We start from the raw sequence: 12,701 nt of genomic DNA, 5'->3' as shown, positions 1-12,701 counted from the left end.
ATTTCCTTAATTATTTAGAGAATTTACAAGCATTAGAATAGACTCGGAGCACTTGTTGAATTTTGTCGATAACAAATGCTTTAGGTGAAGATTTAATTTCACCATTTCTAACAGCATTAAACTGACCTGGCAGGTACTGACTAACGAGTGGTAAAGGCATCCCTGAACGAGATAAGTTATTAAATAACTTATCTTGAGCTGAAGTAATATTCTCGTCAGGCCAGTAATAACGAATTCGGTCACTGAAGCTATAGCTTCTCGCAAATCTCTGTGCATTTTCATCACCCTGATAATACTTTTGCCAGTATTCTGGGCTATTACACATTTTATTTTCAATTTGCTCTTTTAAATTAGATGAATAAACTTTTGGAATAATCTCTTCTTCAATAGCACACAAATTATATAGCGCTTCACGCATAGCAAAAGTAAGTGCTGGACCTACTTTGAGAATAGCAAAATGATCACTTACTAACTCATGATAGGCCTGATCAGGTTGATAATCGGTTGAGTGGGCTTCAAAAAGAAGGTTCTCATAATCATCAACGACCTTACTTAGCTCCTGTGCGCTTTCAGCGCAGTAATCAATCACACCAGTATGATCGAACTCAACACCAGGCTGAACAACCAAACCAATAACGCGTGACCAGCAATTAGATACACCTTCTTGTTCAAATGCTTGCTGATGGCACTTAATGGTCTTTTTAGCGGCTTCAGGCGAAGTGACTTCCACCCCTTCCAGCTCTTCAGCAGCACCGCCCGGTACAGGCACTTCAGTACCGATAACATATACAATGTCACTTGTGCCAAATGCATCAAATGATGCATTTTCAGCTACTTTTGCAAGCCGGGCTGCGCGTGAAGCAACCACTTCATCTGACAAAGGAACAGGATCATCGGCACATGACATGCTGCAATCGAGATGAATTTTTTTAAACCCTGCAGTCACATAAGCTGCGATAAGAGCATCAGCTTTTAGCATTGCTTCTGAAGCAGGTAGGTCTTGCCAACGGTTTGGACCTAAGTGATCGCCACCTAATATTAGATTTTCAACGGGAAAATTGAGTTCTTCCGCCATATTGAACACGAAGTTTCTGAAATCTACCGGCGTCATTCCAGTATAACCACCATACTGATCAACTTGGTTTGACGTAGCTTCAATCAGCAGAGGGGAACTATCGTGCAACGCCTGTAGAATTGCGGCTTCAATAACAAAGGGATGAGCAGAACAAACAGAATATATTCCATTTTGTTCGCCTGACTTGTGGCGCTTTACGATATCAAGAAGGGTGTTCATGTACTAACTCCAAAACTAACATCTGCAATGTCACTATGGAGTTAGTACATAAAAGAAAGTTAATCTATCTTTTCAACAATAACAACGTTAACCTTCATGTCTCGTAAACCTTGAACATAATCATCAGGAATACCAGAATCTGTAACCAGTGTATCTATATGACCAAATTCACGAATCATATGACAACTGCGTTTACCAAACTTACTTGAATCAGCTACCGCTATTACTTGCTCAGAAATATCACACATTAAACGGTTTAAACTAGCTTCTTGTTCATTGTGTGTTGTTATTCCTGCTCGAAGATCAAATCCATCAACACCTAAGAATACTTTATCAAAACGATAGTTCTTTAAACTATTCTCAGCTTGTGATCCTGAAAAAGATAAAGCTTTCTTTCTAAGTACACCACCAGTCATCAAAACATCAATACCAGATGATGATGACAACTCCATAGCCACATCCAGACCATTGGTCATAACTACTACATTTTCAACGTTGCAAAGACTTGAAGCAATTTCACGTGTAGTAGTTCCCGAATCCAGAATGACTGTGTCACCATCTTCAATAAGATCAGCAGCAGCTTGTCCAAGTAACGACTTAACGCCAGAATTTTGACGACGCTTTTCATGAACAGTTAATTCTGCTATGACCCCAGTATTTGGTATGGCAGCGCCGTGAGAACGAACAACATAACCATTTTTTTCCAAAAAACTTAGGTCACTACGAATGGTGACACTGGAGACACCAAATCTAGAAGCAAGGTCTTCGACACGGGCTTTACCATCACGGTTTACCACATTAACGATTTCCATTCGTCTTTCGACAGCACTAATCATTGTTTACGTCTCCTGAAACTCAAATCTTCATTTGGTTTCGAATTAAGCTTACATCCAAAATTAAAAGGTACAACAGAAAGAACAAAAACTTGCGATCTCTTTCACATTCTTTCGTTTTATTGACTATAATTTACGAAATCTTTCAAAGAGAAGGCATTGAAAGTCAATATCTGCTTATTCCTAACACTTAATGCTAGCTACTTAACTAGCTCTAAAAACGAATTTAGCGTAGATCAAATCTCAACGCAAAGACTCTACTTTCAGTATGAAAACAAAAAGGCACTTCAAGCCAAATTGAGGTTAATTTTGTGATCTAAAACATAGCCCACACACTTTTGATAGCTTACGATAACACGCAAACCAAAAACAAAAGAAACAAAATACAGCAACATGAAAGCAATAAGGTTTACTTTTATAAGTAAATGCTTTCATATCACATATTTCAAACGTGCATGATAGCATAGTTATAAGGAAACATTTCATGTCATTCTCTCGTCGTGATTTACTGAAAGGAATTGCGGTTACTGGAGCTGTAGCAGCAACTCCAGGCTGCTCCTCATTGGCAACAGAGGTTACAAAAAAGCCAAAAAAAACAGCCGCTAAGCCCAATCTATTGATAATATTTCCTGATGAAATGCGTACTCAGGCACTTGGTTTTATGAACCAAGACCCCTCTCTCACTCCAAATATCAATAAATTTGCTAAACAAGGAGTGGTATTACCTCAAGCTGTTTCTAACTTTCCACTCTGCACACCTTTCCGCGGGATGCTGATGACTGGCCAATACCCATATCGTAATGGAATACAGGGTAATAGCCATACAGGTATGACTGGAAACTTTGGCGGTAAAGACTTTGGTATTGAGTTAAAGAAACAAAGTCAGACTTGGTCTGATGTGATGAAAAGCCATGGCTATAGCATGGGCTATATTGGTAAGTGGCATCTTGATGCTCCAGAAGCCCCTTATATACCAAGCTACAATAATCCTATGGAAGGGCGTTATTGGAATGACTGGACCGCTCCAGATAAACGTCATGGCTTTGATTTCTGGTATTCATACGGTACCTATGACAAACATCTGACTCCAATGTACTGGACTAACGATACCCCACGGGATAAACCGCTAAGAATCAACCAATGGAGCCCTGAGCATGAGGCTGACATTGCGATTAAGTACTTGCGAAATGAAGGGGGCAGTTATCGAGACAACGATAAACCATTTACGCTTGTTGTATCGATGAACCCGCCGCATTCCCCTTATGATCAGATCCCTCAAAAATACCTTGATCGATTTAGCGGTAAGTCCTCTGAAAGCCTAAATACCCGACCAAATGTTCAATGGGATAAGAAATATCCAGAGGGCTATGGACCCAAGTATTTTAAAGAATACATGGCAATGGTAAATGGTGTTGATGAGCAGTTTGGCCGCATTATTGATGAACTGGATCGCTTACAATTAGCAGAAGAAACCCTTGTCGTCTTCTTTTCTGACCATGGAAGTTGCATGGGTTCTAACGGTAAGCCAACCAAAAATACGCATTATGAAGAAGCAATGCGAATACCTATGATCTTCCGCTGGCCAGGAACACTGAAACCAAACCAAGATAATCTTCTTTTCTCAGCTCCAGATATTTACCCAACAATTTTTGGCCTCATGGGAATGGAAGAGTATATTCCAGATACTGTTGAAGGGATTAACTTCGCCAATACCGTGAAAGGCAAAGCAGGCGATAAGCGCCCGACATCGCAACTTTATACTTTTGTTCCATATGGCGCCCAGTCTTATGGTCGTCGAGGTGTCCGTACCGATCGCTATACCCTTGTTATCGATCGAAGGATCGGTAAACCCCTCTCCTATACTCTTCACGATAATATTGAAGACCCATACCAAATGGCTAATATAGCAGACGGTAACGAATCTGTTATTGAAAAACTGATCGAGCATGAGCTCATGCCATGGCTTGAATACACTGGTGACCCTTGGCGCCCTGCTGAAGTGCCAGCCAGTGTTCTTAAGGGTTTTACCTAATATTTTGTTCTGCCTTAATATCAGGTTCTTCTCGGATTAGCAGGAAGAAGATATAAAAACGGTTTGGTATGTTATTGTGTAATTGCCAATCAATACTCTAACAACCAACCGTTTCACATGCTAAACTCTGCATACTCCTTTCGCTTTTTAGGAAGGAGTTACACCTGCTAAGATAGAGCAGTATAAAGATTCCCTTACAAATCATTTATCTCCGATTCGTGATCCAATATGTCATTGCGGTTTAGTTTCCGCTAAAGTGCATGATATTTCGATAAGAAGCGTCTGAGACAAAAAGCTCATAGAGTATGCTGTTATTCTAAGGGTCGCAGTTAGACGGTTATGCTGCCATCTATGGGGTATCTCGCTGAATAACTCATTTGGCTTGAACCTTACTACTAGACAAACAACACGTTTAATCCAATTAGTAGAAAAAATTAACTAAGCTTACCATAAAGCACATTTCTGAGCTGGTTAAACTCCATTGTACGCCAGTTAGAACATCGATAAGAGGTATTTAGCAAGTGAAGTTAAAGCGCCTGTCTGGAGTAAAGTTAAACGCTTAATTATGAATCAGTTCGCTTTGTTCAAGTTACACCGGTACGACACAATGATAGCAGACGCGGATACCTATCAGGTACTGTTGATTAATGAAGGACGAAACCGAGAATCAATACACCCGTTTTGGAGATGTTAAGTGATTATTGCCAGCAGATTGAAGCTGTAGCAATGGATAGTAATACGGCTTTTGACTTGGAAGTACAAGAACATTGTCCCAATGCCATGGTTATTTATGACTTGTTTCATTTAGTTGCCAAGTATGTAATTTATCGTATTCGAGAAGACTTTACCTACAAACTTAAGCATGACAAGCTAACCCGGCGTCGATTAAAGGGTTTTACTAAAAAAATAGAAGCAACCTGAACAATATACCTGGATACCAGGAAGAGTAGCTTAAAGTCAACAAAGACCACATGGTAGTTTACTTAATGAAAGAGCAACTTAAAGATCTTGGTATTGCCACAGTCAGGAGGATGCCAAAAAGCAGCGGGATATATAGAGGCAACATGTAATGGAGAGTAACGTTCAACCACTCACCCCATTTGCAAAAAATCAAAAAATGCCTAGGAAAAATCACCACTTCAGCTGCGTACTCCCTCATACTTGTCGGCTAAAAGGGATAAAGAACAAAATCAAAGTAATGAAGCGAATGGTCTATGGATATCGTGATACTGCATACTTCCCTGAAAATTTGCTCAGTTTTAAGCGAAGATTAGAGGTGAGCTTAATATTAAGGAAAGGTTTTACATATATAAATTATGCAAACTATTTACTGGTTCCATGAATATTACTTATCATGAAGGAATAGAATCAGTTCTTCACCCCAAATAACTACTTCGCAGAATACCATATAGAGAACCATAAAATTACTTTAACTTTAGATAATTTTATTTCAACTAGATATCCGCTTATAACGTGAGCTTAAATGACAACAAACAACATTAATGTTAGACCTATAATGTACACCATTCTTTTCATACGACCAAAACTGCCTAATGTGACGAAGTAATAGACACCAAACCATTGCAACGATGAGCAATGAAAGCTTCACTTCCCTTCACGCACCCAAAACGCCTTGCGTTTGCTTATCCTTTCTTGCTATAATGGTTTTGTATTGTTGCAATTCATTACCCTTAATGTTTAATTTTATTAGTTTTAATGCCCGGTTAATTCGGGCTTTTTTTATCTTACTACGACTTACTACACCCTTCATCCATTTAAGTTATTGATAATTAAATAAAAACTTTCAACATCAAACAAAGAATAATGCTTTGTTATAGGCATTTCAATACAGAAGCTATGTGTCTATTTAATAGACTAAATAACAATACCATTATCAAACAACATTAATGAAATCACTTTACGTACGGTCTAAAAATTCAAATCAACTCATTTCTTTAGATATTTATCTTTTAATGATATTTATGTTTGCTGATTGATGAAAACACATGACCCATTGTCAATATAGAAAACAAACAACACTTCATTACAATGATTCATCGATTAAACAGACAGACTCCTAAAACACAGCTCAAAGTTAAGAAACATTTAAAATCAATGATATAAATCTAGTCTTTACCTCCAGTACACCCGTATGCATAACATCATCATGAATACAAATAATGATGACATTTTTTATGATAATAGAAATATTATTCTCAATAATAATTTTATTAATATAAATTTGAAAGCATCTAGGCTCGAAGCGTTCAGTGATGGTGTAATCGCTATTATTATTATGGTATTAGATATTAAGGCTCCAGACGAATATACTCTTGCTTTATTAACTCAAGTATTACCAAGCTTCATTACTTATTGTGCAAGCTTTATATATGTAGGTTGCTATTGGGTACATCATCATCATTTGTTTCATGCCTTCAATAAGGTAAACGGACCTGTAATATGGAGGAATTTAAACGTTATTTTCTGGTTATCATTAATACCAGTTTCTACAGCATGGTTAGCTGATAGCCATGAATCACTAACACCTGTTATTTTTTATGGGTTGATTTTGATTGTGACTGCAATATATTTTATATTTTTACATCATTCATTGTACAAAGAGAATAAAGAAAACAAAACTGCTTTTAACAATGTTTTCAAAAAGGGCTTTTATCCATTTTATGCTACGTTGTCGCCTTAGGTCTAGCATTTATAAATACATGCCTTTCATGTCTTGTATACACATTTGTACTCTTTATATGGTTCAGCCCAAAACGTTATAATAAGCTTACTAATTAAGCAAATTCATTAGATATGAAATAAACTATCTTTTAGTGTCAAAAATATTTTATTGGGCTAAAGTTTATATTATTACTATATAAATCTTTTTATAAACTTATGCTATACAGTTTTCTATAGCTTACTATTTACCATTAAGTTTAAAATAGCTATTGATTAATAACTTTCCTAATAAGTGAAAACCACCTGTTATAACAGGTGGTCAATATTTATTTCAGGTTTATAACAATATGTGTATTTACTCACCATGAAATGCAAAACGACTAAATGTTTTACCGTCTTCTGTTACAGCTTTATATTTAATAGATGTTGAGTGATTAATAGATAAAGGAACAAACACGCGCCCATTTTCATTTGTCTTAAATATTTCCTTTATTTGAGGCTGATTTTCGACAGTAACAGTAGCATTTACAGATGGTTTACCGCTGTCTGAAACGGTTACCCATGCTCCAGAGTTAGAGTCCGCAATACTAATATCTGCAAAAGAAAATGATGAAAAAACAGCCAGGACTGTAGATAGTGTTAAAATTTTCTTTTTCATTTTAAAATTCCAATAATTTAATTTCTGTGTAGGGTTCATTTAAAGCCATGTTTATATTAACAATAGTAATGTGAATGTAGTTTGAACGAACAATCAATACTGGATTCATGAAAAGAACAACTGAACAACTGAACAACTGAAATATTACTAATAGTAGTATATAAACAGTTGATATTATAACATTTAAACGTTTATACACATACAAAGAACCTATATAAATACTGAGAAAAAAATATAACTATCAATCTAGAGATAAAAGTATAAATACAAGTTCACTAAATAATATATAAAGGTCAAATACTCTCAAAAATACTGACCTAGAGATACTCAACAACCTGCACAACTTCGTGACCATGATCATAAATTAATCATATAATTTTTTTGTAAAAACAAGCTGCGAAACACAAAGAAAATCATGCAAAGACACATCAAAACAAATCAAAGGCAAACCGAAAGCAAGCGCAAAGAAAAAGGCAATGTAGCAAAGGAAAGTGAAGGTAAATTCAGCCTGTGATATGCACTTGTGATTGACAAGTTTTTCACATTAATTTGGTAATGATATAAATATCAAAAGATACATAAGTAACGATAACAAACAAGGGACCAACACATGAACCCAACAGATTGCATATCAATTTTGCTTGTTAGTAATAATAATTTACTTATGAGAAAAGGTTTAGTAGAAGACAGTTTAAAACCAAGTCCCATTACAATTCCTAGTTATAATGTTATTGCAAATGAAAAAAATGAAGATGCACTAATACGCATCATTAATGATCTAGGTATATCACCTACATCTTATGAGTTTTTATGTTCAGTTTATCAAGCTGGACACAAGCTTCAACTTGTACACTACTACTGTGTAAACGATTGGGAAGGTGTGTTTCGAGCACAAAAGCTTGATGGCCACGAGTGGTTATCTCTACAGAACACTATGATACTAGAAAAAAAATCGGATAAAATTGCATTATCTGAATATAAGAAAAAAGCATATTCAGATTCATTACACGCCTAATATGTGAAGTGTAATAATTATCGACGTTTTCAATCCCATCGATAATAAAAACATTATTAATTAAAATAAAAAGCCAATGTAACAGTTACATTGGCTTTTTTTTGTTGCAATCTAATTGTGCTTTAACCGCTCAAGCATCAACTACATTAGAAGTCGTAGCGTGCCTGCAGACCAAGTACATCATCTAGTTTCTGATCAGAACCGTTACCATTCTTACTGCTTAGGTCCATCACATACTCAACAGACAGAGTTAGAGGACCCGTCATATACGATGCACCAAAAGTCGTGTTGGTAAGTTCAGCAGATGAATTGTCATCTGATAGCTGGTTGTAACCAGCTAGAAGCTGGTATTGGTCCATAATTGTATAAGAAGCAAATACTTCAATAGATTTAACGTCTTTAATTGCACCATTAACATCAACAACTACATCACCATCATCTTTAAAATAATCGTCTCGAAGCTGGTGGTTATTCGCAATACTATAGTTTACAGCCGCGTAGAATGCATCTTGTTCAAACTTGGCACCATAAATAGACACTTTAGCATCTTCACGGTCATCGAACTTGGTTTCTGCAATCGCGGTGCTAAGACCAAGGCCAAAATCAAAATCATAGCCAAGCATCGCTTGGTAGCCAGAGTCGCGCTGGTAACTATTTTCAGGCTTATCGGAGAACTGATACTGCAGACCAACCTGAAGACCGTTGAAATTGTTACGGTACTGAATTACATCATCAGCACGACCAGTACCGTGTACACCACCATCGCCAGAAAGGCCGTCATAAGTACCAGATGTATTACCACCATAAATCCAGAACATGTCAGTTGCGCCAGCTACATCATAGTAGACAGACCAAGCTTTACCTAGGGTAAAGTTTCCGACGTTTCCATTATCAGCAGTGATATAGCCTAAACGGTTAGTAAAAATTTGATCCTTGCTGCTATTTGCAAGTGCATCCAGTGCCCACTCAGTTCTTGCGCCGATATCCCAGCCGCCATCAAGAGCATGAGTGAAAACCATTTTTACACGTGAGCCGCTATTATTTAGCTCTGTTGTACTGTTCGTAGATTCAGCAACAACACCAACATATCCACCAAGAGCTACAGTAGTTGTATCATCGTTGAATAGTTCAACAGCACTTGCAGATGAAGCAGATGTGGCAATCATCAACGCCAAAATGCTTTTTTTCATAGTAAAACTCCAATTGTGTATTTTTTATTAGTTGGTTTCAAAAAGAAAACCAAAATCAGTTAGCTAATGTTGATTTAGTTTGTAGAAATTTTGCTCTATAACTGGTGCTTTTTACAAAACGAAAAGGGAAGTTCTCATAACGCAACACCACCTTCGAACCCTTTTAAGTTATAGGCTATGGAAGCAAAAGAAAAGCACTGAAAGCAAATTGCGTTACAAAGATCACACTTTACGGCCTAAGCGAAAGGAATTCGCAAAAAAGAGTAACAACAAAGAAGCAATGGGATAGAAAACCAAGATAGTTACAAACAACCAATTTAATCATAAACCACTGAATTTAAATGACTTAACCAAAATTCACAAAATTTCCCTGATGATCTTGACTTTCAATTACCAGTATCAAAATGTAAAAAAAACATATAAACAAAGAAAATAAAAATCCACAAAAGAAAATGAAGCTTTCACTTGATCTGTTTGAATCATTTGATATAATTGTTTTGTCTGAATCCTAGACACTTTTCTTATTTAGGCATTATATTTAAGCCTGTGATTTTATGCCGCCTTTTGGGCGGCTTTTTTATATCTGAAATCTTTAACTTAGTGTTTATTTAATATTCCCATTTCAAAAATGCAGTTGCTACAACTTACAAACTTTCGAGATAATACTTTCTGTAATTGAATACAAAAAGCCGGCATAGGCCGGCTTTATCGTTCAAGTAAAGATCGTTAATTTATTTTACGCAAGAAACAAAACTGTGATCAGTAGGGTTAGCTGTACCCGTAGATGGACCATAGAACCTAACTGCATAAAACTTATCTTTATCAGTTCTTTTTGTTGCTGTTGCATATGTATATTTAGCACCTAAAGATGAGTCAGATGAACCGACAGGCCAACCATTGACAGGGCTCATCATCAAATCAGGAGCATCAATAAAACTGTTCATCAGACTCTTTAAGCTATCAGTAGCAACTGTTGGAGGTGTATTATCAGCATAAACATTTGATTCATAGTTGCCTTCATCTTGCATATAACCCAGAGGAAGATACCAGGAACCATCCTCACTCAAATTACGGCAAGAGTCATAAACAAAATTTCCATCATGGGTGAATAATGCCCACGCAATACCATTAATCTCTACAGTCGCATTCGCACTTGGTACTCCTGATTTCAGTGCTGCTTCGGCCTCAGTTAGTGGACGGTGGTATGTAGCTACTCCGAAAACTAATTCACGAGTCGGTTCGATAGCTCTCAGACTTGAATCAGAGGAATTGTAATATAAGCCACCGGTAACATTCTCAAAATCTGATGCTTTAACACACTTTTCACCGTGCTCGGCACTCGCCTCAAGACAGAATGTTACTGATTTACCGATATAATCACGAGCATTATTACCGGTAATCTGATACGTCGTACCATTGCCCTGACTTACAGGATTAGAATCACCACTTGGACCGTCCTGATTACTGGTATCAACTTTCCAATGAGCATTCGAATTCAGGTCGTCCGTGTAACCATAAACCGTTGCAATTAACTGCTTGCTATATTCAAGCTCACCAGTAATTTTAATTCCCATCGGTTCTATTTGTGGCGAGCAAAATTCCTGACCGGCAGGCGTACCTAATTCAGTGGCTGGCTCAACACAAAACTCGAGCATCATGCCCAAATCATCATTACTTACAGTATACGTACATGCTTTAGGATCGGAGCAAATAGTTTGGTTAACATTATCAACTTTCCAAAAAGCCACTGAATCAGTTTCACCTTCAGGTGCGTCCTCTGCCTGTTGATAGTCATAGGTACCAACCAATGTAGCGCCAACTTCAGGCAGGTTAGTGTTTGATGTATATGAAACATTTGTGGCTGTTGGAGGGGTTTCAATGACTAACTCAATTGCACTCTCCATCACATAGCAGGCTTCCTCTCCTTGATTTGGAAGTCCTGTTGCCGACCCAGGCGTAACGCAAAACTTCAGAAATGCACCTGTATCATCCTGAGTTGCACGATAAAGCGTTTCGTCTGCATTAGCAATTTCACTATCATTGCGTAGCCAACGATATGTACTTGTACCTTCTTTGTCATTATCAGCATCTGTGTATGTATAATCACCAGTTAATCTTGCTCCGACAAAAGGATTACCATCAATCAGCACATTAGATGCTGTTGGAGCAGAACCAACAGAGGCTTCAACCGCACTCGTTGGCTCAGAACAAGTTTCCTCACCTCTTACTGTTGGGTTTGCATCTGTTTCAGGTACGACACAGAACTTAATTTGCTTACCTTCAGTAACAGCTGGTGCAAGGATTAAAGTTTCCGTTTCTTCACCGTCGATAATGTTATCACCCGCATACCAAATTAATTGAGAGTCACCTTCACCGACTTCGGAATGATAGTAATCATAGCTGCCTCGTAAAGTATCACCTGTTGAAGGACTCGTATTATCGACAACAACATTCTCGGCTACTGGTCGCTCACCCACAGGTTGAGCAACTACTCTCGAATCACTACATGTTTGATCTCCAATTTTATTGCTACCTTCCGCAGCCACTGGAGTAACACAAAAATTAACATCCTGTTCATAATGGTCATAAGTAAGCTCCAATTCTTGACTATTACCAAGAACATTACCCTGAGCATCATACCAAACAAATTGACTATCTCCCTCTAGCCGAGGTTGTGGATTTGGATCAAAATATTGATATACACCTAATACAGTTTCACCTACATGCAAAGCAGGTATTGTGACATCACCTTTTACAACCGGAGCATAGGTATTATTATTCTTGCTATCTAATGCCTTATTATCTTCAACATTACAACCAGCTAAAGCCGTCACAATAACTAAAGCTAAAGTACTATGTTTATAATTCATACGCGTCTCTTCAAGTTTTCATAACCATACAACCAAAACTAAAGGCAACATGGCTTAGGAGGCAGTGGTTTCATTTGCTTTCGATAAAACTATAGCTTGAGATGGTATCTTTCGAAAGCTTTCATGT

General features: G+C 37.3%; 9 protein-coding genes. 4 read left to right on the top strand and 5 right to left on the bottom strand.

Features of this window, described 5'->3' with window-relative positions:
- Window positions 1-10: 10 nt before the first annotated feature.
- Both kbaZ and agaR read right to left on the bottom strand, forming a co-directional pair.
- Entirely contained in the window at window positions 11-1,294 is a 1,284-nt protein-coding gene (gene kbaZ / locus BIT28_RS21145; RefSeq protein WP_075766920.1) for a tagatose-bisphosphate aldolase subunit KbaZ, read from the bottom strand.
- Between the two features lie 59 nt (window positions 1,295-1,353).
- Window positions 1,354-2,130 (bottom strand): transcriptional repressor AgaR, encoded by a 777-nt coding sequence (gene agaR / locus BIT28_RS21140; protein ID WP_075766919.1) that lies wholly within the window; start codon window positions 2,128-2,130, stop codon window positions 1,354-1,356.
- A 481-nt stretch (window positions 2,131-2,611) separates the two neighbouring features.
- Here agaR and BIT28_RS21135 point away from each other — a divergent pair, with 481 nt between their 5' ends.
- The 3 genes from BIT28_RS21135 (at window position 2,612) to BIT28_RS21125 (ending at window position 6,860) form a co-directional block, all read left to right on the top strand.
- Window positions 2,612-4,159: a sulfatase-like hydrolase/transferase gene (locus tag BIT28_RS21135; protein ID WP_075766918.1), complete on the top strand. Its 1,548-nt coding sequence runs from the start codon at window positions 2,612-2,614 to the stop codon at window positions 4,157-4,159.
- 687 nt (window positions 4,160-4,846) lie between these two features.
- Window positions 4,847-5,080, top strand: coding sequence for a transposase (locus BIT28_RS21130; RefSeq protein ID WP_075766917.1), 234 nt, complete (start codon window positions 4,847-4,849; stop codon window positions 5,078-5,080).
- 1,231 nt (window positions 5,081-6,311) lie between these two features.
- Window positions 6,312-6,860 (top strand): TMEM175 family protein, encoded by a 549-nt coding sequence (locus BIT28_RS21125; protein WP_083652033.1) that lies wholly within the window; start codon window positions 6,312-6,314, stop codon window positions 6,858-6,860.
- 336 nt (window positions 6,861-7,196) lie between these two features.
- On the opposite strand, the gene BIT28_RS21120 is transcribed toward BIT28_RS21125, so the two are convergent.
- Window positions 7,197-7,499, bottom strand: a complete 303-nt coding sequence (locus BIT28_RS21120; RefSeq protein ID WP_075766916.1) for a hypothetical protein — start codon at window positions 7,497-7,499, stop codon at window positions 7,197-7,199.
- 610 nt (window positions 7,500-8,109) lie between these two features.
- Between BIT28_RS21120 and BIT28_RS21115 the strand changes: the two genes are divergently transcribed.
- Window positions 8,110-8,514 (top strand): hypothetical protein, encoded by a 405-nt coding sequence (locus BIT28_RS21115; protein ID WP_075766915.1) that lies wholly within the window; start codon window positions 8,110-8,112, stop codon window positions 8,512-8,514.
- A gap of 146 nt (window positions 8,515-8,660) precedes the next feature.
- On the opposite strand, the gene BIT28_RS21110 is transcribed toward BIT28_RS21115, so the two are convergent.
- Window positions 8,661-9,704 carry a porin gene (locus tag BIT28_RS21110; RefSeq protein ID WP_075766914.1) on the bottom strand — a complete coding sequence of 348 codons (1,044 nt, stop codon included), beginning with the start codon at window positions 9,702-9,704 and terminating at the stop codon, window positions 8,661-8,663.
- 731 nt (window positions 9,705-10,435) lie between these two features.
- Complete coding sequence (locus tag BIT28_RS21105) at window positions 10,436-12,574, bottom strand: hypothetical protein (protein ID WP_075766913.1); 2,139 nt, start codon at window positions 12,572-12,574, stop codon at window positions 10,436-10,438.
- Window positions 12,575-12,701 lie beyond the last annotated feature (127 nt).

This window comes from Photobacterium proteolyticum (genome assembly GCF_001939735.1).
GTDB classification, from domain to species: Bacteria; Pseudomonadota; Gammaproteobacteria; order Enterobacterales; family Vibrionaceae; genus Photobacterium; species Photobacterium proteolyticum.
The sequence above is the reverse complement of the archived record's forward strand: the minus strand, read 5'-3'. Positions and strand labels throughout refer to the sequence as shown.

Bases quoted from the DNA above. Each gene is read 5' to 3' on its own strand.
- BIT28_RS21130 (WP_075766917.1), top strand. From the start codon at position 4,847: ATGTTAAGTGATTATTGCCAGCAGATTGAAGCTGTAGCAATGGATAGT.
- BIT28_RS21125 (WP_083652033.1), top strand. From the start codon at position 6,312: ATGCATAACATCATCATGAATACAAATAATGATGACATTTTTTATGAT.
- BIT28_RS21115 (WP_075766915.1), top strand. From the start codon at position 8,110: ATGAACCCAACAGATTGCATATCAATTTTGCTTGTTAGTAATAATAAT.
- kbaZ (WP_075766920.1), bottom strand. From the start codon at position 1,294: ATGAACACCCTTCTTGATATCGTAAAGCGCCACAAGTCAGGCGAACAA.
- BIT28_RS21120 (WP_075766916.1), bottom strand. From the start codon at position 7,499: ATGAAAAAGAAAATTTTAACACTATCTACAGTCCTGGCTGTTTTTTCA.
- BIT28_RS21105 (WP_075766913.1), bottom strand. From the start codon at position 12,574: ATGAATTATAAACATAGTACTTTAGCTTTAGTTATTGTGACGGCTTTA.
- BIT28_RS21135 (WP_075766918.1), top strand. From the start codon at position 2,612: ATGTCATTCTCTCGTCGTGATTTACTGAAAGGAATTGCGGTTACTGGA.
- BIT28_RS21110 (WP_075766914.1), bottom strand. From the start codon at position 9,704: ATGAAAAAAAGCATTTTGGCGTTGATGATTGCCACATCTGCTTCATCT.
- agaR (WP_075766919.1), bottom strand. From the start codon at position 2,130: ATGATTAGTGCTGTCGAAAGACGAATGGAAATCGTTAATGTGGTAAAC.